The sequence below is a fragment of the Streptomyces sp. NBC_00310 genome, assembly GCF_036208085.1.
Lineage (GTDB): Bacteria > Actinomycetota > Actinomycetes > Streptomycetales > Streptomycetaceae > Streptomyces.
Map to the genome: position 1 here is coordinate 1872705 of NZ_CP130714.1, position 22443 is coordinate 1895147.

A 22443-nucleotide genomic window follows, 5' to 3' on the forward strand; every position below is an offset into this window, starting at 1 on the left:
GGGAGTTGGCCGGAGCGCCGTCGTACGTTCACTCGGCCGCCGTGCGCACACGACGAAGCCCGCCCCAGGTGGGGCGGGCTTCGCCTGCTCTTCTCCAGAGGTACGTCAGGGGGCCTGGAGGTCCACCAGTTCGGCCAGGGCCGCCCGGTGGGCACCCGCCGTGCCGTACGCGATCGAGTCGGCCTTCGCCCGCTTCAGATACAGGTGGACCGGGTGTTCCCAGGTCATGCCGATCCCGCCGTGCAGTTGCAGCGCCTCCTCGGCCGCGTGGACGGCCACGGGCGCCGCGAAGGCCTGGGCCACGGCCACCGCGAGGTCGGCGTCCGCACTGCCGGTGGCGAGCTGGTCGGCCGCGTTCCGGGCAGCCGCCCGCAGGTTGACGACCTCCAGCCACAGGTGCGCGAGGCGGTGCTTGAGCGCCTGGAAGCCTCCGACGGGCCGGTTGAACTGCTTGCGCTCCTTCAGGTAGCGGACCGTCTCGGTCAACGTCCACTCCGCGAGGCCGAGTTGCTCGGAGGCGAGGAGACCGGCTCCGGCGCGCAGGGCCCGGCGTACGGCGGGTTCGGCGTCGCCGAGGAGCCGGCCCGGCGCCCCGTCGAACACCACCTTCGCCAGCGGCCGGGTCAGGTCGAGGGACACCTGTGGGGTGACGGTCACGGCCGAGGCGTCGACCGCGTACAGCCCGCCGTCGTCGGCGGGCACCAGCAGGACATCGGCGACGGCCGCGTCCGCGATTCCGGTCAACTCCCCGTGCAGGGCGCCGTCTTCGTACCGTACGACCTTGTAGGCGCTGTCGGCGGGGAGGTTCAGCGCGACCGCGAGGGCGCCGATCCTGCGGCCGGAGGCCAGGTCGCCGAGCAGGTCTCCAGCCTCTCCGGCGTCACCGGCCAGCAGGGCTTCGGTGGCGACGACGGCGCTCGTGAGGAACGGCACCGGGGCGACGGCGCGCCCCAACTCCTCCAGCACGACGGCGACTTCGCGGTGGCCGGCACCCTGGCCGCCCAGTTCCTCGGGGACGAGCAGCCCGGCGAGGCCCATGCCGTCGGCGAGCAGCTTCCACAGTTCCCGGTCGTGCGGGGCGTCCGACTCGACGCGCGCGATCACGCCCGCCGCGTCGCAGTGGTCGGCCAGCAGGTCGCGGACGGCCGCGCGGAGGGCCTCTTCCTCCTCCGAGTACAGCAGGTCGGTCATCGGGCGAGGTCCTTCCAGGCGACGTCCTTGTCGGTGCGCGGCTCACTGGGCAGGCCCAGGACGCGCTCGGCGACGATGTTCAGCAGGACCTCGGTGGTCCCGCCCTCGATGCTGTTGCCCTTGGAGCGGAGGTAGCGGTAGCCGGCGTCACGGCCGACGAAGTCGACCAGCTCGGGGCGCCGCATGCTCCAGTCGTCGTACAACAGGCCCTCCTCGCCCCGGAGTTCGACCTCCAGGCCGCTGATCTCCTGGTTGAGGCGGGCGAAGGCGAGCTTCATGCCGGCGCCCTCGGGGCCGGGCTGTCCGGCGACGAGCTGCTGGCGCAGCCGCTCCGCGGTGAGCCGGGCGGCCTCGGCCTCGACCCAGAGCTTCAACAGCCGCTGGTGGAGGTCGTGGGTGCGCAGTTCGGGACGCTCGCGCCAGGTCTTGGCCACCGGGCCGATCATGCCGCCCTCGCGGGGCAGCCGCATCCCGCCGATGGCGACGCGTTCGTTGTTGAGCGTGGTCTGCGCGACCTTCCAGCCGTCGCCGATCTCGCCGAGGCGGCGGGAGTCCGGGATGCGGACGTCGGTGATGAACACCTCGTTGAACTCGGCCTCGCCGGTGACCTGGCGCAGCGGCCTGACCTCGACGCCCGGGTCGGTCATGTCGCAGATGAAGTAGGTGATGCCGCGGTGCTTGGGCACGTCCGGGTCGGTGCGGGCGATGAGGATGGCCCAGCGGGCGACGTGCGCGCTGGACGTCCACACCTTCTGCCCGTTGACCACCCATGCGCCGCCCTCACGGACGGCCCGCGTGCCCAGCGCGGCCAGGTCGGACCCGGCACCCGGCTCGCTGAAGAGCTGGCACCAGACCTCCTCGCCGGTCCACAGCGGCCGCAGGTACTGGCGCTTCTGCTCCTGCGTGCCGTAGGCGAGGATCGTCGGCGCGGCCATGCCCAGGCCGATGCCGATGCGTCGCGGATCGTTGTCGGGGGCGCCTTCCGCCTCCAGGTCCGCGTCCACCACGGCCTGGAGGGAGCGCGGGGCGCCGAGCCCGCCGAGGCCCTCGGGGTAGTGCACCCAGGCGAGCCCCGCGTCGAAGCGGGCACGCAGGAAGTCCAGGCGGTCGGTGGTGGCGGGCGGGTACGCGGCCAGCAACTCGGCCGTGCGGCGCCTGAGGTCGGCTGCGTCGGTCATGCGGCGGCTCCGTTCTCCAGCGAGGGCACCACGACGACCCGGCCGGTGGTGACGCCGTCCGCGACGCGCTGCACGGCGGCCGCGGCCCCGCCGAGCGGCGTGCGCTCGCTCACCAGCGGCTTGACGACGCCCCGTGCCGCCAGCTCGGTGAGCTGCTCGTGGCAGTGCTGGACCAGCTTCGGGTTCTTGGTGTTGTACAGACCCCAGTGCAGGCCGAGGATCGAGTAGTTCTTGACGAGGGCGTGGTTGAGGCCGGGGCTGGGGATCGTCCCGCTGGCGAAGCCGACGACCACGATGCGTCCCTCGAAGGCGACGACCTTGGTCGACTGCGTGTAGGCCTCGCCGCCCACGGGGTCGTAGATCACGTCCGCACCCCGGCCTCCGGTGGCTTCCTTCACGGCGGAGACGACGTCCTCGCTCCGCCGGTCGACCACCACATCACAGCCCAGTTCCCGGGCCACGGCAGCCTTGTCGGCGCCGCCGACGACGCCGATGACCGTCGCCCCGGCCGCCTTGCCGAGCTGCACGGCCGCGCTGCCGACCCCTCCTGCGGCGGCGTGGACGAGCAAGGTCTCCCCCGCTTCGAGGCGGGCCCGGCGGTGGAGACCGAACCAGCCCGTCTGGTAACCGATGTGCAGGGCCGCAGCCTCGGCGTCGTCCAGCGCCTCGGGCGCGGGCAGCAGCGCGGCGGCGTCCGCGACCGCGTACTCGGCGAGACCGCCGTACGGCAGCGCCGGGTTGGCGATGACCCGGCGGCCGTCCTCGGTCTCACCGCAGATCTCCACGCCCGGGGTGAACGGGAGCGGAGGCCTGACCTGGTAGTGGCCCCGGCACATCAGGACATCGGGGAAGTTGATGTTCGCGGCGCGCACCTTCAGCAGGACCTGGCCGTCACCGGGCGTGGGCCGCTCCACGTCCTGGAGCCGCATCACCTCGCTCGGCTCGCCGTTCTCGTGCACTTGCCATGCCTGCATGCGGTGCCTCCACGGACTGCTTCGGACTTCTTCGTCTGACCCGGGGCCGACTGTCGCATGCATACTAAGCGGTCGCTTGCCCTCCGGGGAACAGTCCGGGGGCGGTCGGGACCAGTAGCGTGCGTCACGGACGCGCGGGCCTGGCCCGTACGTGCATCCGCTCCCCCTGCGGCCCGAACAGACTGAGGAACTCCACCGGCCCCTCCCCCGTCGACCCGAACCAGTGCGGGACCCGGGTGTCGAACTCGGCGGCCTCCCCGGCCACCATCACCACATCATGTTCGCCGAGCACGACACGCAGTTTCCCGGACATCACATACAGCCATTCGTAGCCCTCGTGGACGCGCGGCTCCGGCTCCTGCCGCGACTGGGGCACGAGGACCTTGAAGGCCTGGAGGCCGCCCGGCTGCCGGGTGAGCGGCCAGTACGTCCGCCCGTGCCGCCGGATCGGCTTCGACCGCACCCGCGGGTCGCCGACCGGCGGCTCCCCGATGAGCTCGTCCAACGGCACCTGGTGGGCCCGCGCGATCGGCAGCAGCAGTTCCAGGCTGGGCTTGCGCAGTCCCGACTCCAGCCGCGACAACGTGCTCACCGAGATACCGGTCGCCTCGGACAGGGCCGCGAGCGTCACCTCCCGTTCCTTCCTCAGCCGCCGCAACCGCGGCCCGACCCCGGCGAGGACCTCGTCCGTGCCACCCGTCCGCTCACTCGTGTCACTCATACCGCTATTGCAGTTTCGGCAAAGGCGTTTGTCAATGCGGCACCGCTCGGGCGACCGTCGTCGTGGAGGTGGTCACCATGACCGAGCAGGACGGAACGACCGAGCGGTACGAAGTGATCGTCATCGGCGGCGGCGCGGCGGGGCTCTCCGCCGCCCTGGTCCTCGGCCGGTCCCGGCGCCGGACCCTGGTCGTCGACGCGGGCGAGCCCCGCAACGCGCCCGCCGCACACATGCAGGGCTTTCTGTCGCGGGACGGGATGCCGCCGGCGGAGTTCCTGGCCGTGGGCCGGGAGGAGATCGCCCGGTACGGCGTCGAACTGGTCGAGGGGCGGGCCGTGGACGCGACCCGAAGTGATGACGGCCGGAGCTTCACCGTGACCCTCGCGGACGGCCGAACCGTGCGCGCCCGGCGCCTGGTCGTCGCCACCGGCCTGAGGGACGAGCTGCCGGCCGTCCCCGGCATCGCGGAGCGCTTCGGCAGGGACGTGCTCCACTGCCCGTACTGCCACGGCTGGGAGGTCCGCGACGAGCCCTTCGGCGTCCTCGCCACGACCCCGATGAGCGTCCACCAGGCCCTGATCGTCTCCCAGTGGTCCAAGGACGTGACCCTCTTCCTGCACACTGTCGCCGAGAGCGACCTCTCCGACGACGACCTGCGCCGCCTCGCCGCCGCCGGGGTCCCGGTGGTCCCGGGCGAGGTCGAGGGCCTGCTCGTCACCGACGACCGCCTCACCGGGGTCCGGCTCACCGACGGCACCGCATACGCCCGCTCGGTGCTCTTCACGGCCCCTCGCCCGATCCCGCGGACGAGCCTGCTGGAGAAGCTGGGCGCCGCCCTCGACGAGACCCCGTTCGGCGCATACCCCGTGGTCGACCCGACCGGCCTGACCACCGTCCCCGGCGTCTGGGCGGTCGGCAACGCCATGGGCTTCTCCGAACAGGTGATCAACGCGGCTTCCTCCGGCTACCGAGCGGGAGCGACGATCAACGGAGAACTCCTGATGACGGACCTGGACGCGACATGATCGATCGGCCGCCCGAAGGGGCGCGGGGAACTGCGCGACAAGTCACGACGCGCCCGCACCCGCACCCGCCACGGCACACGCACCCCCGCCCCCCTAGGCGTCCGACAGTCGTCCGATAGGCGTCCGGCGATCCCCCGTAGGACCATGGCCCCATGCTGTTCGCCCGGCTGGCCCATGTGTCCCAAGAGGTCGCCACCACCTCGGCCCGCTCACGAAAGACCGCGCTGCTCGCCGAACTCTTCCGGGACGCCGACCCGGCGGACGTCCCGATCGTCATCCCGTACCTCGCGGGCCGGCTGCCCCAGGGCCGGCTCGGCATCGGATGGAAGGTTCTGAACCAGCAGATCCCGCCGGCCACGACCCCGACCCTCACCGTCCGCGAGGTGGACGCCCGGCTGACGGCGATCGGCGCTGTCACCGGCGCCGGCTCACAGGCCGAACGCAGGCGCCTGGTCGGCGCGTTGCTGGCGGCGGCCACCGAGGACGAACAGCGGTATCTGTTCGGCCTGCTCACCGGTGAGGTCCGCCAGGGCGCCCTGGACGCGGTCGCCGTGGAGGGGCTGGCCGGGGCCACCGGGGCGCCCGCGGCCGACGTACGGCGGGCGGTGATGCTCGCCGGCTCGCTGCAGTCCGTGGCACAGGCCCTGCTGGCGGGGGGACCGTCGGCCCTCGAAGGGTTCCGGCTCACCGTCGGGCGGCCCGTCCTGCCGATGCTGGCGCACAGCGCGGCCTCCGTCGCCCAGGCCGTGGCGAAGCTGGGCGTGTGCGCGGTCGAGGAGAAGCTGGACGGCATCCGCGTACAGGTCCACCGCGACGGCGACGACGTACGCCTCTACACCCGCACCCTGGACGACATCACGGACCGGCTGCCCGAACTCACCTCCGCCGCACGGGAGTTGCGGGGCGAGCGGTTCATCCTGGACGGGGAGGTGATCGCGTTCGACGAGACCGGGCGGCCGCGTTCCTTCCAGGAGACCGCCGGGCGGGTCGGCTCACGACTGGACGTGACGACGGCGGCCCGGCAGGTGCCCGTCTCCCCGGTCTTCTTCGACGCGCTGTCCGTGGACGGCCAGGACCTCCTCGACCTGCCCTTCACCGACCGCCACACCGAACTGGCCCGGCTCGTCCCCGAGCCGATGCGGGTCCGGCGCACCCTGGTGAACGGCCCCGGCGACCTCGCCGAGGCCGAACGATTCCTCGCCGGCACCCTGGAACGCGGCCACGAAGGGGTCGTACTGAAGGCCCTCGGCGCCCCCTACAGCGCAGGCCGCCGCGGAGCGTCCTGGCTGAAGGTCAAGCCCGTGCACACCCTCGATCTGGTGGTCCTGGCCGCCGAGTGGGGCCACGGCCGCCGCACCGGCAGACTCTCCAACCTCCACCTCGGCGCCCGTACGGCCGACGGCTCCTTCGCCATGCTGGGCAAGACTTTCAAGGGCATGACCGACGCGCTGCTGAGCTGGCAGACCGAGCGGCTCACGGAGCTGGCCGTGCGGGAGCACGGCTGGGGCGTGACCGTACGCCCCGAACTCGTCGTCGAGATCGCCTACGACGGCCTGCAGCGCTCCACCCGCTACCCGGCCGGCGTCACCCTCCGATTCGCCCGCGTGATCCGCTACCGCGAGGACAAGACACCGGCGGAAGCCGATACGGTCGAGACCCTGCTCGCCGCACACCCCGAGGTGACCCGTTGACCACCCCCAAGCGCAGTGCCGGACTGCTGCTCCACCGCCGCACCGAGCACGGTGTCGAGGTCCTGCTCGGCCATATGGGCGGCCCGTTCTTCGCGCACAAGGACGCGGGGGTCTGGAGCGTGCCCAAGGGCGAGTACGAACCGGACGAGACCGCCTGGGACGCGGCCCGCCGGGAGTTCCAGGAGGAGCTGGGGCTGGCGCCGCCCGACGGGGAGGCCGTACCGCTGGGCGTGGTGCGGCAGGCGAACGGCAAGCTCGTCACGGCCTGGGCGATCGAGGCGGACCTCGACCCGGCGACCGTCGTGCCCGGCACCTTCCGGATGGAGTGGCCGCCGAAATCGGGGCAGATCCAGGAGTTCCCGGAGCTGGACCGCGTGGAGTGGCTCACCGTCGAACGGGCCCGGGCCGTGATCGTCCCGGCCCAGGCGGAGTTTCTCGACCGTCTCCTGGAGCACTCGGCCTGAGGGGTCCGCGTTGCGGCGTGCGCCGTCGCGCGGGAAGGTCGAAGGACAGCCCACGCAGGAGGCCAGCCATGCCCATCGCCACGGTCAACCCGGCGAACGGCGAGACGCTCAAGACGTACGACGCCCTGGGCGAGGAGGAGATCGAGCGCCGCCTCGCCACCGCCGACACCATCTTCCGTACCTACCGGACCACGTCCCTGGCGGAACGCGCCCGGCTGATGCACAGGGCCGCCACCCTCCTCGACGAGGACACGGAGGACGTCGCCCGGGTGATGACCACGGAGATGGGCAAGCCGGTCAAGCAGGCCCGCGCCGAGGCCGCCAAGTGCGCCAAGGCGATGCGCTGGTACGCCGACCACGCCGAGGTACTGCTCACCGACGTGGAGCCGTCCGACGCGGACGTGAAGGACTCCGGCGCGTCCCGCGTCCTGGTCCGCTACCGGCCGCTCGGCCCGGTGCTCGCCGTGATGCCGTGGAACTTCCCGCTCTGGCAGGTGATCCGCTTCGCCGCGCCCGCGCTGATGGCCGGCAACGTGGGCCTGCTCAAGCACGCCTCCAACGTCCCGCAGACCGCGCTCTACCTGGAGGACCTCTTCCGCCGGGCGGGCTTCCCCGAGGGCTGCTTCCAGACCCTGCTCGTCGGCTCCGGCGCCATCGAGGACATCCTGCGCGACCCGCGCGTGAAGGCGGCCACCCTCACCGGCAGCGAGCCCGCCGGCCGGGCCGTCGCCTCGGTCGCCGGCGACGAGGTCAAGAAGACGGTCCTGGAACTGGGCGGCAGCGACCCGTACGTCGTGCTGCCGTCCGCCGACGTCGACCGGGCCGCCCGGATCGCCGTGACGGCCCGGGTGCAGAACACCGGGCAGTCGTGCATCGCCGCCAAGCGGTTCATCGTGCACACCGACGTGTACGACGCCTTCGCCGAGCGGTTCGTCGAGGCCATGAAGGCGCTCAAGGTCGGCGACCCGCTGGACGAGGACACCGACGTCGGCCCGCTCTCCAGCGAGCGGGGACGCGAGGACCTGGAGGAGCTGGTCGACGAGGCCGTGGAGAGCGGCGCGACCGTCCTGTGCGGCGCCGAACGCCCCGACGGGCCCGGCTGGTTCTACCCGCCCACCGTCCTCGCCGACATCACGCCCGAGATGCGCGTCCACCACGAGGAGACCTTCGGCCCGGTCGCCACGCTGTACCGGGTCGCCGACCTCGACGAAGCGATCGCGATCGCCAACGACACGCCCTTCGGGCTCAGCTCCAACGTGTGGACCCGGAACGCCGCCGAAGTCGACCGCTTCGTCCGGGACCTCGACGCCGGAGCGGTCTACGTCAACGGGATGACCGCCTCCCACCCGGCGTTCCCGTTCGGCGGGGTCAAGCGGTCCGGATACGGACGTGAGCTGTCCGGACACGGAATCCGGGAGTTCTGCAACATCACCACCGTATGGCACGGGGCGTGAGCGTTCCGCGGCTACCATCCCCGTTGTGAACCGCGAAGTGACTCTGCCTCTGATCGTCGACGACCGCGGGACCTTGCAGGTGGCCGCAGCCGATGTGAGCAAGCTGCTGCGGACGGTGGGCGGACGATGGCTGCACCTCGTGGAGGCGGGTGAGGAACTCGACGAGGACACGGTGGCGGCGCTGACGATCGAGCTGGCGAAGTTGGCGGACCGGATCGACGTGGCGTGCATCGCCCACAGCAGTGGAGCGGCATCGGGTTGAGAGTCGGCCGTTCCCCGTGCCCCTACAGCGACGCGAGTGTGTGCCAGAACATCGATTCGTAGCTCTGCAGCAGGCGGCCATGACGGACGGCGAGATGGCCGTCGATCCGTCCGGTGTCCAGTCCCGCCTGTACCGCCGCCCTCGCCCTCTCCTCCAGTTCCGGTGACGGTTCGGCGAAGAGGTCGAAGAAGGCGCAGGCTTCGTCGGTGAAGGCGTGGTGATGGCGGAGGGCCTTCGCGATGGTCGCGCAATAGCCGCCCCAGGAAGCGAAGTTGGCGCTCAGGACGAGTACCACGTCGGCCGGGGACTCGCCGAGCGCGAGGCGGGCGACGTACGACGGGTAGGCCTGACAGCCCGGGAGGGGCTCGTACGCGGCCGCCCGCTCCTCGTCCACACCGCACGCCTCCGCGTACGCCACGAGCCGCTCCGCCGCCACCGCCTCCCCTTCCGCGAGCATCTCGAAGAAGGGGGCACTCGCCGGTTCCTCGGTCGCCGACCGCTCGGCCAGATGGCGGAAGGAACGCAGGTCGGCGGCGATGACGACACGCTGTTCCATGGCCAGCGCGGCAAGGGTGTCGAGACCGGCCGCACCGGAGGTGATCAAGGGCAGCAGAGGGTTGGCGTCGGGGGCCGGGGCGAGGGTCGCGGTGGTGCTCTCCAGCAGTCGTACGGCCGTGCGCGTCATCGAGGGCTCCCGTCCGTTCGCGCCTGTGTCGCCGCCGATCGGTGCCCCGCCAGGGGCGCGCGGAACTGCGCGAGCAAACACAACACTCCCGCAGTCCGGATCGCACGGCACCCCACGACGCTACCGAATGGGCATCCCCGACAGGGTCCGGGCGATCACCAGCCGCTGCACCTCGCTCGTACCCTCGAAGATCGTGTAGATGGCCGCGTCCCGGTGCATCCGCTCCACCGGGTACTCCCGGGTGTAGCCGTTGCCACCCAGGATCTGGATGGCCTGCGCCGTGACCTTCTTCGCCGTCTCACTCGCGAAGAGCTTCGACTGGGACCCCTCGGCGGCGGTGAACTGCTTCCCGTTGATCGCCATCCAGGACGCACGCCACACCAGCAGTCGCGCCGCGTCCACGGACGTCCGCATGTCCGCGATCTGGAAGGCGACGCCCTGGTTGTCGATGATGGGCCGCCCGAACTGCTCACGGGTCTTGGCGTAGTCGAGGGCGACCTCGTACGCGGCACGGGCGGTGCCCACGGCCATGGCCCCCACGGCCGGGCGGGACGCCTCGAACGTGGCCATCGCCGCGTTCTTCACCCTCTCACCGCCGGCCTTCGCCCGCTCGCGGGCCCGCGCCAGACGCTCGTCGAGCTTCTCCTTGCCGCCGAGCAGGCAGGAGCCGGGGATCCGCGCGTCCTCCAGGACGACCTCGGCGGTGTGGGAGGCGCGGATGCCGTGCTTCTTGAACTTCTGGCCCTGGGACAGGCCGGGCGTGTTCGGCGGGACGATGAAGGACGCGTGGCCCTTGGAGCCGAGCTCGGGGTCGACCACGGCGACGACGACGTGGACGTTGGCGATGCCGCCGTTGGTCGCCCAGGTCTTCGTGCCGTTGAGGACCCACTCGTCCTTGGCCTCGTCGTACACGGCACGGGTGCGCATCGAGGCGACGTCGGAACCGGCGTCGGGCTCGGAGGAGCAGAACGCGGCGACCTTGACGTCGTTGGCGTCGCCGTACATCTGTGGGATCCAGGTGCCGATCTGCTCCTCGGTACCGTTGGCGAGGACACCCACGGCGGCCAGGCCGGTGCCGACGATGGAGAGGGCGATGCCCGCGTCGCCCCAGAAGAGCTCCTCCATCGCCATGGGGATGCCGAGGCCGGTGGGGTCGAAGTACTGCTGGGCGTAGAAGTCGAGGGAGTAGATTCCGACCTTGGCGGCCTCCTGGATCACCGGCCAGGGGGTCTCCTCGCGCTCGTCCCACTCGGCTGCCGCGGGGCGGATCACATCGGCGGCGAACCCGTGGAGCCAGTCGCGGACCTCTCGCTGTTCCTCGTTGAGTTCCATCGTGAACTCGGCCATGACGCGCCTCCAGCACTGCACTAAGATGTTACCTACGGTAACTTGAGTCTGTTACCGGTCGGTAGGAAAAGTCAACTCCCGAGCCCGGCTCGGCAACCCGTTCGATCGGGCCGTACCAATCAGTGTTAGTTTGCGCAGGCGTCACCGTCATCAGCATGTGGGGGAGAGACTCATGGACACCACGCAGCGGACCGACCAGGAGCGGTCCGCCGATCGCCGTCGGCGCGAGCTGCTGGAGGCCGCGGACCGAGTCGTGCTCCGCGACGGACCAGGAGCGTCGATGAACGCCATCGCCGCCGAAGCCGGCATCACCAAGCCGATTCTCTATCGCCACTTCGGCGACAAGGGCGGACTCTACGCCGCCCTCGCCCAGCGCCACACCGACGCCCTCCTCGACTCCCTGCGGGCCGCCCTGGACGCCCCGGCGGAGCGCCGCGAACGCGTCGAGGCGACCCTCGACACCTATCTGGCGGCCATCGAGGCCCGTCCCCAGGTGTACCGCTTCCTGATGCACCCCGCCGAGGGCGGCCAGCCCGGCGACCACGGCTTCGACGTCGGCAAGCACTCCGCCCCCCTCCTGCGCCGTATGGGCGAGGAACTCGGCAGGGTCATAGAGGACCGCCTCGACCTCGGCCCCGACAGCCGCCGGCTCGCCCGCGTCTGGGGCCACGGCATCGTAGGCATGATGCACGCGGCGGGAGACTGGTGGCTCGGCGAACGCCCCTGCACGCGGGCAGAGTTGGTCCACTGCCTGGCAGACCTGCTCTGGGGCCGCCTGGCGGCCGCGGGGGACAAGGTGGGCGGCCCGGGGTTCTAGGGCGTGTTTCGGAAGTCCCTTCGTCGCCCGAAGGGCGGCTCTGCGGCGTCCGGTGCGTGCTCTCGGCGCGCCGGACGAAAGGCCTCGTACTGGGCGTACTTGGCCTTTCGTCCGGTGCGGCGGTGGGAGTCCCTCCCGCTCGAGCGGAGCCGAGAGTAAGAAAGCGTGCCGGGCGTCGCAGAGCAGAAGGGACTTCCGAAGCACGCCCTAGCGGGTTCTTTCTCACGGCGGGTGGGGATCGCGCCCCGGAAGGGGCGCGGGGAACCGCGCGAGCGGCCACGACGATCCCGCGGCCGCCACACGGCTCACCGCCCCCACGGCGCCTTCGCGACCTTCCGCATCACCCGGGAGCGACGCCACCCCGAAAGCCGGTCCACATACACCTGGCCCTCGAGGTGATCACACTCATGCTGAAGGCACCGCGCGAAGAACCCGCTCCCCCACACCCGCACCCGATCGCCGTCGACCGTGAACCCCTCCACCACGGCCTCGTCGTACCGCTCCACCCCCGCCTCCAGGCCGGGCAGCGACAGACACCCCTCGGGCCCCCGCAGTATGATCCCCTCCGTCGAGACGAGCCGCGGGTTCACCACGTGGCCGAGATGGCGCACCTCCTCGTCGTCCGGACAGTCGTATACGAACACCCGAAGCCGCCGGCCCACCTGGTTCGCGGCGAGCCCCACACCCCGCGCGTCGTACATCGTCGCGAACATGTCCTCCACAAGCCGCACCAGTTCGGGCCCGAATTCCGTCACCTCTTCACAGGGTGCCTGCAATACGGGGTCCCCGAGCAGTGACATGGGGAGAACGCGCCCTCGGGCGCCGGGAATCGAGCCGCTTCGCATGGCCGCAAGGGTACGTTCAGACCCGATATCGCCGGTCCGGCCGGTGCGACGTCACGTGCGACGGCCGGACGAGATTCGGGCGCGTGAGTGGATCTCGATAGGCTTCGGTCCACACGTTGCCGGGACTGGGCGCGGCGCTGTACGCAAGGAGGATCGAGAACTGATGGCAGGCAACTCGGACCCGCTCACGCCGCGGGCCAAGCTGGCCGTGACGGCGGGCAAGGCGGTCGCGGCGGCATCGCGTGCCGCGGGGCGCGGTAGCGGATCTGTGATCGGCGGCCGGGTGGCACTCAAACTCGACCCCGACCTCCTCGCCCGGCTCGCACAGAGCCTGGACGTCGTCCTGGTCTCGGCCACCAACGGCAAGACCACCACGACCCGGCTGATCGCCGAGGCGCTGCGGGCCGCGGGCCCCGTCGTCTCGAACGCGCTCGGCGCCAACATGCCCGCGGGCATCACCTCGGCCCTCGCCGGGAACTCGGACTCCAAGTTCGCGGTCATCGAGGTCGACGAGAAGTACCTCGCCGGTGTCGCGCGGGACACCGACCCCAAGTGCATCGCACTGCTCAACCTCTCCCGCGACCAGCTCGACCGCGCCGCCGAGACCCGCATGATGGCGGAGGCGTGGCGGGAGGGCCTGGCCGGCACCAAGGCCGTCGTCGTCGCCAACTGCGACGACCCGCTGATCGTGTGGGCAGCCTCGTCGTCCCCGAACGTGATCTGGGTCGCGGTCGGCCAGATGTGGAAAGACGACGCCTGGTCCTGCCCGTCCTGCGGCGGTGTGATGCAGCGGCCCGGCGACGACTGGTTCTGCGGCGAGTGCGGTTTCCGCCGCCCCACGCCGAGCTGGGCCCTCTCCGGTGACCACGTCCTCGACCCGCACGGTTCGGCCTGGCCGATCCATCTCCAGCTGCCGGGCCGCGCCAACAAGGCCAACGCCGCCTCCTCGGCCGCCACCGCCGCCGTCTTCGGTGTACCGCCGCAGGTCGCCCTGGAACGCATGTACCAGGTCCAGGCGGTGGCCGGTCGGTACGACGTGGTGCAGTTCATGGAGCGCGATCTGCGGCTGCTGCTCGCCAAGAACCCGGCGGGCTGGCTGGAGACGTTCTCGCTGATCGACCCGCCGCCCTCGCCGGTGATCCTGTCGGTGAACGCGCGCGGCGCCGACGGCACCGACACGTCCTGGCTGTGGGACGTCGACTACACGCGGCTGACCGGCCACCCGATCTTCGTGCTCGGCGACCGCAAGCTCGACCTGGCGGTGCGGCTGGAGGTCGCGGGCCAGCACTTCCAGGTCTGTGACACCCTCGACCAGGCGGTGCAGATGTGCCCGCCGGGGCGGATCGAGGTCATCGCCAACTACACCGCGTTCCAGGACCTGCGCCGCCGCGTGGGCAACTGAGCGTCCGACCACGAACGACTCTGAGGGGCACTGACTTCATGAGTGACAACAGCCTGCGGATCGTCTGGGTCTACCCGGACCTGCTCAGCACCTACGGCGACCAGGGCAACGTCCTCGTCGTCGAGCGCAGGGCGCGCCAGCGCGGCCTGGACGTGGCCCGGCTGGACGTGCGCAGCGACCAGCCGATCCCCACCTCCGGCGACATCTACCTGATCGGCGGCGGCGAGGACCGGCCGCAGCGGCTGGCCGCCGAGCGGCTGCGCCGCGACCGGCATCTGTACCAGGCGGTGAACAACGGCGCGATCGTCTTCGCGGTCTGCGCCGGCTACCAGATCCTCGGCCACGAGTTCGTCAACGACCTCGGCCAGCGCGAGCCGGGCCTCGGCCTGCTCGACGTGACCACGACCCGCGGCGAGGGCGAGCGGTGCGTCGGCGATGTCCTCGGGGACATCGACCCGCGTCTCGGGCTGCCCCAGCTGACCGGGTTCGAGAACCACCAGGGCGTCACCCACCTCGGCCCCACCGCCCGCGCGCTCGCACAGGTGCGGCTCGGCAAGGGCAACGGCACGGGCGACGGCACGGAGGGCGCGTACAACGACACCGTGTTCGGCACGTACATGCACGGGCCGGTGCTGGCGCGGAACCCGCAGATCGCGGACCTGCTGCTGAAGCTGGCACTGGACGTGAACGCGCTGCCGCCGACCGACGACCGCTGGTTCGAGGCACTGCGGGGCGAGCGCATCTCGGCGGCCCAGCAGCCCGCGTAGGCCGTACGGCAGGAAGCCGAGGCGCCTGAGAAACGGTTCCTCAGTGCCCGTACGAAAGCCCGTCTGACAGCCCCCGCGCTCACGTGTGAAAGCCCGTCTGACCAGGGCTCCGCTCACCTGTGCGGGGCCGTCCAGCAGGCGGACGCCCGCTACGGCCCCGCCCCCTGCCGCCGGTAGGGTGGCGGGGATTCCAGCCGGACAACGTGGTCCGGTCCCCGGCCCACGTGGAGAAGGTATTCGGGCTATGCGCATTGGTGTCCTCACGTCCGGCGGCGACTGCCCCGGGCTGAACGCCGTCATCCGGTCCGTCGTGCACCGTGCCGTCGTCGACCACGGCGACGAGGTCATCGGCTTCCGGGACGGCTGGAAAGGTCTCCTGGACTGCGACTACCTCAAGCTCGACCTGGACGCGGTGGCGGGCATCCTGGCCCGCGGCGGCACGATTCTCGGCTCCTCCCGGGTCCAGCCGTCGCATCTGCGGGACGGGGTGGCGCGGGCGAAGGGCCATGTCGAGGAGCTCGGCCTCGACGCGATCATCCCCATCGGCGGTGAGGGCACGCTCAAGGCGGCCCGGCTGATGTCGGACAACGGCCTGCCGATCGTGGGTGTGCCGAAGACCATCGACAACGACATCGCGGTCACGGACGTCACGTTCGGCTTCGACACGGCCGTGGGGGTCGCCACGGAGGCCCTGGACCGGCTGAAGACCACCGCCGAGTCCCACCAGCGGGTCCTGGTGGTGGAGGTCATGGGCCGCCACACCGGCTGGATCGCGCTGCACTCCGGCATGGCGGCCGGCGCCCACGCCATCGTCGTACCGGAACGCCCCTTCGACATCGACGAGTTGGCCACGAAGGTCGCCGAGCGGTTCTCGGCGGGCAAGCGGTTCGCGATCGTGGTGGCGGCGGAGGGGGCCAAGCCGAAGGCCGGGTCCATGGAGTTCGACGAGGGCGGCAAGGACATCTACGGGCACGAGCGGTTCGCCGGGATCGCTCGGCAGCTCTCCGTCGAACTGGAGACGCGGCTCGGGAAAGAGGCACGGCCGGTGATCCTCGGGCATGTGCAGCGGGGTGGTACGCCGACCGCCTACGACCGGGTGCTGGCGACCCGGTTCGGGTGGCATGCGGTGGAGGCCGTGCACCGGGGTGAGTTCGGGAAGATGACCGCACTTCGGGGGACGGACATCGTGATGGTGCCGCTGGCCGAGGCCGTGGAGACGTTGAAGACGGTGCCGCAGGAGCGGTACGCCGAAGCGGAGTGCGTGCTCTAGCCGGTGGGGCGAGTGCGGGTGGCTGTGGCTGGTCGCGCGGTTCGCCGCACCCCTGAGGTCGGCTGAGGTCGGCTGCCGTGCCCCCGGTCATGATCGTGACCGGGGGCGGTTCTAGTCTGGGGGCGGACAGACAGCACAACCCCCCACGAAGCAGGAGCCGGCGGATGGATCACAGCGGGCACGGTATGGGGCTTTTGCCCTTCACCCTCGGGCGCGGACTCGCGTGGTCGGCCGACCCGTTCTTCCTCGTCGCCTGCCTGGTGGCCCTCGCTCTCTACGGCTGGGGAGTCACGCGGCTCGTACGCCGCGGCGACAAGTGGCCCGTCGGGCGGACCGTCGCATTCGTCGTCGGTGTGCTGCTGGTGCTGCTGGTGACGTGTACCGGGCTGAACGACTACGGCATGGTCATGTTCAGCGTGCACATGGTGCAGCACATGGTGATCAGCATGCTGGCGCCGATCGTGCTGCTGCTGGGGGCGCCGATGACCTTGGCGTTGCGGGCGCTGCCGGTGGCGGGGAAGGGCCGGAAGGGGCCGCGTGAGCTGCTGCTGATGTTCCTGCACAGCTGGTACATGAAGATCGTCACGCATCCGGCGTTCACGATCCCGATGTTCATCGCGAGCCTGTACGGCCTCTACTTCACGCCGATCTTCGACTTCCTGATGGGGTCGACGCCGGGGCACATCGTGATGATGACGCACTTCCTGATGGTCGGGCTGTTCTTCTTCTGGCCGATCATGGGCGTGGATCCGGGGCCGCACCGGCCCGGTTATCTGATGCGGATGCTGGAACTGTTCGCCGGCATGCCGTTCCACGCGTTCTTCGGCATCGCGCTGATGATGGCGTCCGCGCCCATGGTGAAGACGTACGAGAACCCGCCCGCCTCCCTCGGCATCGACGCGCTGGCCGACCAGAACGCGGCCGGCGGCATCGCCTGGGCGTTCAGCGAGATCCCCTCGGTGCTGGTGCTGCTCGCGCTGCTCTTCCAGTGGTACGGCTCCGAGCAGCGGCAGGCCCGGCGCTCGGACCGCGCGGCCGACCGGGACGGCGACAAGGAACTCGAGGCGTACAACGCCTATCTCGCCTCACTCGACGCACGTAGCCGCTGAGCCCCCTTTCTTTTCCGTGCCCTCATTCCCGTGTTTGGCCACACGACCGCACTCCTCTCTTTTTCCCTTGACCGAAAGGCTTTGCCCTTCAGTAGCATGATGCGTGAGCCCCGCGTCCGCTCTGCGGGGTGACGGGGGAAACCGCCGGGGGGAGCGGTCATGACAATTCACGCATGCTTGCGAACATGTTTACGAAAAGCGGGGAAATCCGCTGCCCGGAGGATCGCCGTCCTGCTGGTGGGCACGGTGATCCTGAGCGGGTGCGGTGATTCGGCTCCGTCACTGCTCGCGGTGAAGGCGGTGGCCGCCGGGGTACCGTCCCTCGCCCCCTTCTTCGACGAGGGCGAACAGCTGGGCCGGGACGAGCCCGACCTCACGTCCCTGGAGCCGCACAGCGGTCTGCAGCAGGGCAACACTCCCGGCCTGTACGGGGGCACGCAGAAGCCGAAGGTCTGCGACGTGCGCAAGCTGGAGAAATTCCTCACCGCTCCGGAGAACAAGAAAAAGGCTCAGGAATGGGCCCGGATCGCCGAGGTCGATGTCGACGGAATCGGAAATCATCTCGACGAACTCACACCCGTTCTCCTGCGCCACGACACCCTCGTGAAGAACCACGACTACAAGAAGGGCAGGGCCGTCCCCTTCGACGCGCTGCTGGAATCCGGTATCGCGGTATTGGTCGACGATCAGGGCCTGCCCGCCGTGAAGTGCAGCTGCGGAAATCCGCTGCGCGCGTTCGACGAGAACCCGGACCGCATCGAGGTGGAGTTCACCGGCGACAACCAGGAGTGGGAGGGCTACGACGAGTCCGCGGTGGTCGTCGTCAAGCCCGCGCCCGAGCGGCTCGAGGAGATCAAGCTCGTCGACGTCGAGGACCCGGACCAGGGCATCAGCCGGAAGGTCGGCAGCACGGGCGAGTCCGACACGACGTTCGACACGCGTGCGCGGCAGGCCGTGCCGAAGGTGCGCGGGATGACCTTCGGCGAGGCCAGTGCGGCCCTGGCGGACAAGGGCCTGGCGGTGACGGTCGCCGGGGACGAGATGCCGCCGGGGGACGCGCCGGTGACCGGGTCGAACCCCGGGCCGGGCACCGAGCTGGGGTTCGGCACCGCGGTGGCGCTGCACGTGGACTGGCCGGGCCGGACCGCCGAGGAGAGCACCGAGGAGCGCACCGACGACCCGGGATCCGGGCCGGGGTCCGGCTCGGGCGGCGGGTCGGGCTCGGACTCCGGCTCCACGGGGACGGAGACGGGGACGGGTCCGGGGCCGACCGAGCCCTCGGAGACGGAACGCTCGTCGTCGGGTGGATCGCCGTCGGAGAGCGGATCGACGCCGACGGACCGGAACACGCCCCCCTCGGGCGGGCAGTCCTCCCCCACGGACGGCGGACCGTCGCCCACGGAGTCGACCACTCCCCCGTCGACGGGTGGCACATCACCGGCACCGTCACCGTCCAGGTCCCCCGAGCAGCCGTCACCGGACCCCACTCCCACGTCCACGCCCACCCTTCCGTCGACCCCTCCCAGCCCGTCCAGGTCGACCAGGCCCCCGACGACGCCCGCCCCCGACCCCACCCCACCGGAGGACAGCGGTCCGCCCGGCGACACCCCGACGGCACACGATCCCGATCCGACCGGTGATCCGCCGCCCGACGACCCGGGCGACCCGGGGGCCTCAGGGGATCCGAGCGGTTCGGGGGATCCGGGAGACCCGGGCGATCCCGTCGAGGACCCGGCCCAGCCCGTATGGATCTGAACCCTGGGGAGTGACCGATGCAGTCAGGAGCACCGAAGTCGGGAGTCGGCCGGGTCATCGCCGACCGCTATCTCCTGCTGAACCGGCTGGGCAGCGGCGGCATGGGCCATGTCTGGCTGGCGCACGACCGTCAGCTGGACTGCGAGGTGGCCCTCAAGGAGATCGTGTTCCGCAATCCGGGCGAGGCCGAGCGGGAGCGCACGGCCCGGGTGGCCCGCGCCCGCGCCGAGGCCCGGCACGCCGCCGGGCTGCGGGCCCACCCCAACGTGGTCACCGTGCACGACGTCCTGGAACACGACGAACTGCCATGGATCGTCATGGAGTACGTGCCGGGGGCCCTCGATCTGAAGGCCCTAGTCGCCCAGCGGGGCGCCCTCGCGCCCGCCGAGTGCGCCCGCATCGGACTCGCCGTCCTGGACGCGCTGACCGCCGGGCACGAGCGCGGCATCATGCACCGGGACGTCAAGCCGGCCAACATCCTGCTCGCCCCCGACCGCGCCGGATCGCCGTACGCGCGCGTCCTCCTCACCGACTACGGCATCTCCGTCCAGCCCGACACCCAGGAGACCCGGTACACCCGTACGCACGTCCTGGTCGGGACCGCCGGATACCTCGCGCCCGAGCGGGCGCAGGGCGGGCCGCCGACCGCCGCGTCCGACCTGTTCTCGCTGGGCTGCACGCTGTACCACGCCGTCGAGGGGTACGGGCCCTTCGACCGCGCCTCGGAGATCGCCGCGCTGACCGCGGTCGTCCTGGAGGAGCCGCGCCCCATGCTGCGGGCGGGCGCGCTGGAGCCGGTGCTGGCCGCCATGCTCGCCAAGGATCCCGTGCGCCGGATCGCGGCCGCCGAGACCGAGGCGGTGCTGTCCGCGATCGTCACCCCCCAGGCCCATCCCCGCACCGAGCCCGACCTCGGCTCTCAGCCGCAGTGGGCGAGCGAGCCCACGCACACGGCGGAGCCGGAGATCCCCGTCGTCCCCCGGGTCGCGCACGAGACGCCGTGGTACGCCCCCTCGGGCGGGCACGGCGGACACGGCGGGCAGGACGTCTGGTCCCCGGCGGAGCACCGGTCGGCCGGCGGACAGGGCTTCGCCCCTCCCCCGCGGACCACCGGTGCCGGCGCCGGCACCGGCGGACGCCCCCGTCGGCACCGCGGCCGGGCCCTCCTCGCGGGCATGGCCACCACCCTGGGACTGGCCCTGGTGGTCGGTGGGACCTGGTACGCCATGGAGAACCTGAAGGACCTCCCGGGCGGACTGGGCGGCAGCGGAGACACCCGGAGCGCGGAGCTGCCGTACGGGACGACCGTGGGGCTGGTGGAGCCGCTGAAGGACGGCGACTGCGTGGACGTCACCTGGACCGACACTCCCTTCACGGACGCCGCCCGGTTGCGGGTCGTGCCCGCGTGCGCGGGGCGCACGATGGACGGCCAGGTGATGGCCTCCTACGAGGCGTCGTCCGCCGAGGACGCCCGGACGGGCGGGGCCGCCCAGTGCGAGCAGCTGACGGTGGAGGCCCGCGAGAGGCTCGTGGACGTCCGTACCTACGCCGTCCTCCCGACCGACGACGGCTTCGACGCCGCGGGCCATCGGGTCGCCTGTCTGCTCCTGGGCGAGCGCAGGCCGGTGTACGGGCCGATCGGCGAGCACCGGACGGTGGGTGAGACGGTGCTCGTCGACGTGGCCACCCTGCAGAAGCAGGACTGCCTCGATCCGATCTCCGACAACAGGATCCGGCTGGTCTCCTGCCAGTCCCGGCACCGGCAGAAGGTGCTCGGCTTCTACGAGATGAGCCCCGGGACCACGTACGAAGAGGCTCAGGACCAGGCGCTCGCCGTCTGCCGGGACAACCTGCCGCCGCAGCAGTACGGCTATGAGCCCGGTGTCACCGGTTCCGGTTTCTGGATCAGCGAGGACGGCTGGAAAAAGGGAGCACATTACGTCGTCTGCACTGTCATTTCCGGTAGTGGGGGCACCATGGAGGGAGAAGAAGCCTGAGAAGGGGTGTTGCGATGCCCGGTTCGACGAAGGCCATGGGGGTGCTCACCGTCGGTGGGCTGGTCGTGGTGACGGCCTACTCGGTGGCGCTCGGCAGCAACGGCTGGCTGTGGTTCGGATGGGTCGTGCTGGGCCTGCTGACGCTGGGGATGGTGGCGTCGCGCACCTGAGGCTCACGCCCTGCGCCCCTCAGGCGCGGGGTATTCCCCCGTCCGGGTGTACGCCCGGCTGGTATTTGGGCAGCCGGGCGGTGATCTTCATGCCCGCGCCGACCGCGGTCTCGATGACGAGGCCGTGGTCGTCGCCGTACACCTGGCGCAGCCGCTCGTCGACGTTGCTGAGGCCGATGCCGCCCGAGGGGCTGCTCTCGCCGGCGAGGATGCGGCGAAGCACCTCGGGTTCCATGCCGACGCCGTCGTCCTCGATGACGACGAGCGCCTCGGCGCCCGCGTCCTGCGCGGTGATGCTGATGTGGCTCTTGCCCGCGGCAGCCACTGTCCTGCCTTCGAGGCCGTGCTTCACCGCGTTCTCGACCAGCGGCTGGAGGCAGAGGAACGGCAGGGTGACCGGCAGGACCTCCGGGGCTATCTGGAGCGTGACCGAGAGCCGGTCGCCGAAGCGGGCCCGGACCAGCGCCAGGTAGTGGTCGATGGCGTGGAGTTCGTCGGCGAGGGTCGTGAAGTCTCCGTGTCTGCGGAACGAGTAGCGGGTGAAGTCGGCGAATTCCAGGAGGAGTTCGCGGGCGCGCTCGGGGTCGGTACGGACGAACGAGGCGATCACCGCGAGCGAGTTGAAGATGAAGTGCGGGGAGATCTGGGCGCGCAGGGCCTTGATCTCTGCCTCTATCAGCCGGGTGCGGGACTGGTCGAGATCGGCCAGCTCGAGCTGGACGGAGACCCAGCGGGCGACCTCCCCGGCCGCTCGTACGAGGACGGCGGACTCGCGGGGCGCGCAGGCGACGAGCGCTCCGTGGACGCGGTCGTCGACCGTGAGGGGGGCGACGACCGCCCAGCGGACCGGGCAGTCGAGGATGTCGCAGGTCAACCGGAAGGCCTCGCCCCGGCCGGTCTCCAGGGGGCCCGCCAGCCGTCCCATGATCTCGGCGCGGTGGTGCTCCGCCACGCCCTCCCAGGCGAGGACCGACTCGTGGTCGGTGAGGCACAGCGCGTCGGTGCCCAGCAGGGTGCGCAGCCGCTTGGCGGATCTGCGGGCGGTCTCCTCGGTGAGGCCGGCGCGCAGCGGGGGCGCGGCGAGGGTGGCGGTGTGCAGGGTCTGGAAGGTGGCGTGCTCGACGGGCGTGCCGAGTCCGCCGAGGCTGTTGCGGGGCCGGGCCGTGCGGCGGCCGAGCCAGAACCCGGCCGCGAGCAGCGGGAGCACGGCCACGCAGAACCCGGCGAGGAACCCGGTCACTTCACCGCTCATCGTTCACCTCCTGCAATGGGTACACCGCTCACCGCTCGTGGGTTCCCTTCCGCCGGTCCTCGCGTCG

Annotated in this window: 21 protein-coding genes; 13 read left to right on the forward strand and 8 right to left on the reverse strand. The window is 71.3% G+C overall.

Annotated features, from left to right (window positions below; translation table 11 throughout):
- Window positions 1–105 precede the first annotated feature (105 nt).
- From OG202_RS08180 to OG202_RS08195, 4 genes are all read right to left on the reverse strand, one after another.
- A complete protein-coding gene (locus OG202_RS08180) occupies window positions 106–1191 on the reverse strand; it encodes an acyl-CoA dehydrogenase family protein (protein WP_327730771.1) in 1086 nt (361 codons plus the stop codon).
- Window positions 1188–2369, reverse strand: a complete 1182-nt coding sequence (locus OG202_RS08185; protein ID WP_327730770.1) for an acyl-CoA dehydrogenase family protein — start codon at window positions 2367–2369, stop codon at window positions 1188–1190. Before OG202_RS08185 ends, OG202_RS08180 begins: the two co-directional genes overlap by 4 nt.
- Window positions 2366–3343 (reverse strand): NADPH:quinone oxidoreductase family protein, encoded by a 978-nt coding sequence (locus OG202_RS08190; RefSeq protein WP_119581774.1) that lies wholly within the window; start codon window positions 3341–3343, stop codon window positions 2366–2368. The genes OG202_RS08185 and OG202_RS08190 overlap by 4 nt, the downstream gene beginning before the upstream one ends.
- Window positions 3344–3467: 124 nt before the next feature.
- Window positions 3468–4064 carry a helix-turn-helix domain-containing protein gene (locus OG202_RS08195; protein ID WP_327730769.1) on the reverse strand — a complete coding sequence of 199 codons (597 nt, stop codon included), beginning with the start codon at window positions 4062–4064 and terminating at the stop codon, window positions 3468–3470.
- Window positions 4065–4141: 77 nt separating this feature from the next.
- On the opposite strand from OG202_RS08195, the gene OG202_RS08200 reads away from it, so the two are divergent.
- The 5 genes from OG202_RS08200 (at window position 4142) to OG202_RS08220 (ending at window position 8960) form a co-directional block, all read left to right on the forward strand.
- Window positions 4142–5089, forward strand: a complete 948-nt coding sequence (locus OG202_RS08200) for an NAD(P)/FAD-dependent oxidoreductase (RefSeq protein ID WP_327730768.1) — start codon at window positions 4142–4144, stop codon at window positions 5087–5089.
- Window positions 5090–5241: 152 nt separating this feature from the next.
- Entirely contained in the window at window positions 5242–6780 is a 1539-nt protein-coding gene (locus OG202_RS08205) for an ATP-dependent DNA ligase (RefSeq protein WP_327730767.1), read from the forward strand.
- Complete coding sequence (locus OG202_RS08210) at window positions 6777–7244, forward strand: NUDIX domain-containing protein (protein WP_326584368.1); 468 nt, start codon at window positions 6777–6779, stop codon at window positions 7242–7244. The genes OG202_RS08205 and OG202_RS08210 overlap by 4 nt, the downstream gene beginning before the upstream one ends.
- Before the next feature lie 68 nt (window positions 7245–7312).
- Window positions 7313–8698, forward strand: a complete 1386-nt coding sequence (locus tag OG202_RS08215) for an NADP-dependent succinic semialdehyde dehydrogenase (RefSeq protein WP_327730766.1) — start codon at window positions 7313–7315, stop codon at window positions 8696–8698.
- 25 nt (window positions 8699–8723) lie between these two features.
- Window positions 8724–8960: a DUF6213 family protein gene (locus OG202_RS08220; protein ID WP_326584366.1), complete on the forward strand. Its 237-nt coding sequence runs from the start codon at window positions 8724–8726 to the stop codon at window positions 8958–8960.
- 22 nt (window positions 8961–8982) lie between these two features.
- Here the strand turns inward: OG202_RS08220 and OG202_RS08225 are convergent, their stop codons facing one another.
- Window positions 8983–9645 (reverse strand): transcriptional regulator, encoded by a 663-nt coding sequence (locus tag OG202_RS08225; RefSeq protein WP_326584365.1) that lies wholly within the window; start codon window positions 9643–9645, stop codon window positions 8983–8985.
- A 120-nt stretch (window positions 9646–9765) separates the two neighbouring features.
- Complete coding sequence (locus tag OG202_RS08230; RefSeq protein WP_326584364.1) at window positions 9766–10992, reverse strand: acyl-CoA dehydrogenase family protein; 1227 nt, start codon at window positions 10990–10992, stop codon at window positions 9766–9768.
- A 172-nt stretch (window positions 10993–11164) separates the two neighbouring features.
- On the opposite strand from OG202_RS08230, the gene OG202_RS08235 reads away from it, so the two are divergent.
- Window positions 11165–11809, forward strand: coding sequence for a TetR family transcriptional regulator (locus OG202_RS08235; RefSeq protein ID WP_326584363.1), 645 nt, complete (start codon window positions 11165–11167; stop codon window positions 11807–11809).
- A 305-nt stretch (window positions 11810–12114) separates the two neighbouring features.
- Here the strand turns inward: OG202_RS08235 and def are convergent, their stop codons facing one another.
- Window positions 12115–12654 carry a peptide deformylase gene (gene def, locus OG202_RS08240; RefSeq protein WP_326584362.1) on the reverse strand — a complete coding sequence of 180 codons (540 nt, stop codon included), beginning with the start codon at window positions 12652–12654 and terminating at the stop codon, window positions 12115–12117.
- Window positions 12655–12817: 163 nt separating this feature from the next.
- On the opposite strand from def, the gene OG202_RS08245 reads away from it, so the two are divergent.
- The 7 genes from OG202_RS08245 to OG202_RS08275 all read left to right on the forward strand — a co-directional run bounded on the left by OG202_RS08245 (window position 12818) and on the right by OG202_RS08275 (window position 21124).
- A complete protein-coding gene (locus tag OG202_RS08245) occupies window positions 12818–14056 on the forward strand; it encodes a Mur ligase family protein (protein WP_326584361.1) in 1239 nt (412 codons plus the stop codon).
- A gap of 38 nt (window positions 14057–14094) precedes the next feature.
- Window positions 14095–14823: a type 1 glutamine amidotransferase gene (locus OG202_RS08250; protein ID WP_326584360.1), complete on the forward strand. Its 729-nt coding sequence runs from the start codon at window positions 14095–14097 to the stop codon at window positions 14821–14823.
- 244 nt (window positions 14824–15067) lie between these two features.
- The gene (locus tag OG202_RS08255) at window positions 15068–16093 is read left to right on the forward strand and encodes a 6-phosphofructokinase (RefSeq protein WP_327730765.1); all 1026 of its coding nucleotides are present in this window, start codon (window positions 15068–15070) and stop codon (window positions 16091–16093) included.
- A 164-nt stretch (window positions 16094–16257) separates the two neighbouring features.
- Window positions 16258–17202: a cytochrome c oxidase assembly protein gene (locus tag OG202_RS08260; RefSeq protein ID WP_327730764.1), complete on the forward strand. Its 945-nt coding sequence runs from the start codon at window positions 16258–16260 to the stop codon at window positions 17200–17202.
- A gap of 237 nt (window positions 17203–17439) precedes the next feature.
- Window positions 17440–18957: a PASTA domain-containing protein gene (locus OG202_RS08265; RefSeq protein ID WP_327730763.1), complete on the forward strand. Its 1518-nt coding sequence runs from the start codon at window positions 17440–17442 to the stop codon at window positions 18955–18957.
- Window positions 18958–18974: 17 nt separating this feature from the next.
- A complete protein-coding gene (locus OG202_RS08270) occupies window positions 18975–20954 on the forward strand; it encodes a serine/threonine-protein kinase (protein ID WP_327730762.1) in 1980 nt (659 codons plus the stop codon).
- Window positions 20955–20968: 14 nt separating this feature from the next.
- Complete coding sequence (locus tag OG202_RS08275; RefSeq protein WP_149824039.1) at window positions 20969–21124, forward strand: hypothetical protein; 156 nt, start codon at window positions 20969–20971, stop codon at window positions 21122–21124.
- Window positions 21125–21143: 19 nt separating this feature from the next.
- Here the strand turns inward: OG202_RS08275 and OG202_RS08280 are convergent, their stop codons facing one another.
- Window positions 21144–22364 (reverse strand): sensor histidine kinase, encoded by a 1221-nt coding sequence (locus tag OG202_RS08280; RefSeq protein ID WP_326585922.1) that lies wholly within the window; start codon window positions 22362–22364, stop codon window positions 21144–21146.
- Between the last annotated feature and the right edge of the window lie 79 nt (window positions 22365–22443).

Excerpts from the sequence above, each read along its gene's own strand:
- OG202_RS08275 (WP_149824039.1), top strand. The coding sequence starts at position 20,969 with ATGCCCGGTTCGACGAAGGCCATGGGGGTGCTCACCGTCGGTGGGCTG.
- OG202_RS08225 (WP_326584365.1), bottom strand. The coding sequence starts at position 9,645 with ATGACGCGCACGGCCGTACGACTGCTGGAGAGCACCACCGCGACCCTC.
- OG202_RS08215 (WP_327730766.1), top strand. The coding sequence starts at position 7,313 with ATGCCCATCGCCACGGTCAACCCGGCGAACGGCGAGACGCTCAAGACG.
- OG202_RS08185 (WP_327730770.1), bottom strand. The coding sequence starts at position 2,369 with ATGACCGACGCAGCCGACCTCAGGCGCCGCACGGCCGAGTTGCTGGCC.
- OG202_RS08255 (WP_327730765.1), top strand. The coding sequence starts at position 15,068 with ATGCGCATTGGTGTCCTCACGTCCGGCGGCGACTGCCCCGGGCTGAAC.
- OG202_RS08250 (WP_326584360.1), top strand. The coding sequence starts at position 14,095 with ATGAGTGACAACAGCCTGCGGATCGTCTGGGTCTACCCGGACCTGCTC.
- OG202_RS08180 (WP_327730771.1), bottom strand. The coding sequence starts at position 1,191 with ATGACCGACCTGCTGTACTCGGAGGAGGAAGAGGCCCTCCGCGCGGCC.
- OG202_RS08200 (WP_327730768.1), top strand. The coding sequence starts at position 4,142 with ATGACCGAGCAGGACGGAACGACCGAGCGGTACGAAGTGATCGTCATC.
- OG202_RS08205 (WP_327730767.1), top strand. The coding sequence starts at position 5,242 with ATGCTGTTCGCCCGGCTGGCCCATGTGTCCCAAGAGGTCGCCACCACC.
- OG202_RS08230 (WP_326584364.1), bottom strand. The coding sequence starts at position 10,992 with ATGGCCGAGTTCACGATGGAACTCAACGAGGAACAGCGAGAGGTCCGC.
- OG202_RS08270 (WP_327730762.1), top strand. The coding sequence starts at position 18,975 with ATGCAGTCAGGAGCACCGAAGTCGGGAGTCGGCCGGGTCATCGCCGAC.
- OG202_RS08195 (WP_327730769.1), bottom strand. The coding sequence starts at position 4,064 with ATGAGTGACACGAGTGAGCGGACGGGTGGCACGGACGAGGTCCTCGCC.
- OG202_RS08190 (WP_119581774.1), bottom strand. The coding sequence starts at position 3,343 with ATGCAGGCATGGCAAGTGCACGAGAACGGCGAGCCGAGCGAGGTGATG.
- def (WP_326584362.1), bottom strand. The coding sequence starts at position 12,654 with ATGCGAAGCGGCTCGATTCCCGGCGCCCGAGGGCGCGTTCTCCCCATG.
- OG202_RS08260 (WP_327730764.1), top strand. The coding sequence starts at position 16,258 with ATGGATCACAGCGGGCACGGTATGGGGCTTTTGCCCTTCACCCTCGGG.
- OG202_RS08245 (WP_326584361.1), top strand. The coding sequence starts at position 12,818 with ATGGCAGGCAACTCGGACCCGCTCACGCCGCGGGCCAAGCTGGCCGTG.
- OG202_RS08235 (WP_326584363.1), top strand. The coding sequence starts at position 11,165 with ATGGACACCACGCAGCGGACCGACCAGGAGCGGTCCGCCGATCGCCGT.